Annotated in this window: 2 protein-coding genes; both read right to left on the bottom strand. The window is 48.1% G+C overall.

Going from position 1 to position 1990, the window contains the following annotated elements; translation table 11 throughout:
* Positions 1–10: 10 nt before the first annotated feature.
* Entirely contained in the window at positions 11–1384 is a 1374-nt protein-coding gene (locus KIV40_RS29575; RefSeq protein WP_285352822.1) for an AMP-binding protein, read from the bottom strand.
* Between the two features lie 4 nt (positions 1385–1388).
* Entirely contained in the window at positions 1389–1946 is a 558-nt protein-coding gene (locus KIV40_RS29580; RefSeq protein ID WP_285352824.1) for a hypothetical protein, read from the bottom strand.
* Between the last annotated feature and the right edge of the window lie 44 nt (positions 1947–1990).

Raw genomic sequence — 1990 nt, forward strand, 5'->3', positions numbered from 1 at the left:
TGAGGGCGAGTTACTGCGCGTTTATGATCGCTTCGATCTGCGATGTGAGTCGCTTGCCTTGACTATTGAGTGGGACCTCTTCGACCACTCGAAAACGTCTTGGCACTGCGATGGGCTCAAGCCATTTTCTTAATTCATTGCGTAATAGTAACCAAAACTTGCCCTTACCGACACTATTGAGCGTCTGTTTTCCTTCATCGGAAAGCACAATCACAGAGGCAAGAATCAAACGGTTTGGCTCTTCAAATGGGATAACGGCGCACTCTTTTATCCACGGCAGCTGCTCAAGACGCTTTTCAACTTCAACCAGAGAGATGCGTTTCTCTTCAATCTTGATAATACGATCGGTGCGACCTTTGAGGATGAACTGATCGTCAGAAACCATTTCACACTCATCTGCCGTTTGATACCACTGTTCTTTGTCGATGTAAGGTGACAGCAGTTTGATGCAGTTTTCTTGATTAAGTTGTGCCTGAATACAAGAGAACAGTTGCCAAGGTGTCTGAGCTGTCGCTTGCTGTCGATAGGCGATTCCACCGGTCTCGGTGCTGCCAAATACTTCGATTGGCAACTCACCAAAGAGATTTTGTGCTTGTTGAGCTGCGTCTAACGGCAGAGGGCCTCCTGATGAGAAAACTGCGACTAAGGGCTTAGCGTTCTGCTCTTCAGAAAGTCGCTTAAGTAGCGCAGGACTACTCATCAATACGATCTTCGAATCGGCATGCGAGATTATCTGTTCAGGGTATTCGAGGTTAAAGCGCGAAAAGGGCACAGATGAGCATAATGGCCATAAGACGCGAAACAGTAGGCCGTAGATATGTTGATGCGACACTGTACTATGAACACGATTTCCAACAAGCATGGTTTGCCAGTTTTTGCTCAGTTGTGCGATCTCAATATCGAGCTGCTCTAGTGTTTTATGAATGGCTTTTGGCGCGCCACTCGACCCAGAGGTGAACAAGACCAGTTTTACTGCCTGCAAGTCGATCATTTCAGTGATTGGGTTGCTGAGCTCGTCTGAGGTGAGCAGTTCATTGATGAGTTGAACATCGCTTCGGTTAACCGTTTGAATACTCTCATCAACCATCAATAGGTCGTACTGGCTGCTGAGCTCTGAGAGTGCTTCTGGTTGGTAGTTACCTGGCAACACAATCTGCTTGTTACGCAGCGCGCAAGCAATAAACACAAGGGTAAATAGGTAGCTGTCTTGAGTGCAGATAGCGATACGCTCGGCAGACTCACCCGACAGTAGACGGCACAGCTGCGATACATCGCGCTGAAAGTCTTGCCAGTGAACCTCTGACTTATCGTCAAAGCAGATCACTGAATCGAGAGGGCGCTCCGTCTCAAAAAGTTGAGCGAGAGAAGTATAACTTGTGTTCATAATGTTAGCTTTGGCGTACGCGTTGTCGGACTAGCCACGCGACGGCGAATAACAGCCCTGCAAGTAGATAGCTGATTAAACCGTTATAGAGTGTCCACACTTCAAGTGATTGGAAACAAGTATAGAGGGCGATTGAACCGTTGAGCACAAAGAATCCACACCATACTTTGGTGACTTTTCTTGTGTAATCAATCCCACTCTGCGGCAGGTCTGGCTCTTGCAATCTTGCAAGGCGCTCAATGATTGTTTGTGGCTGAGTCAGGCTTAGGGCAAAAACCGTCAACATGCAGGCGTTGACGATTACCGGATAGTAGGTGAGCCACCCGTGTTGTTTGAACGTGATGCCCAGCAGTAATAGCACCAGCCCTGCACAACCACTAACCCAAGCAAGGTGCTTAAGTTCTTTAATTTTGGCTTGGCCACCGGTCACGATTCGGACCAAGAATACGGCGGCCAACACTCCTCCTACGGCCTGAAGGCCAAACTTGTTGAGGCCGAAATAGACCGCAATCGGGTAGGAGAAGATGATCAGTGCCGACAATAGAGTCAGCAGGGAGCGCACTATGCGTCCTTTAGAAGTTCAACGACAGATTCAACCACATCATT

Source organism: Vibrio sp. D173a, assembly GCF_030248475.1.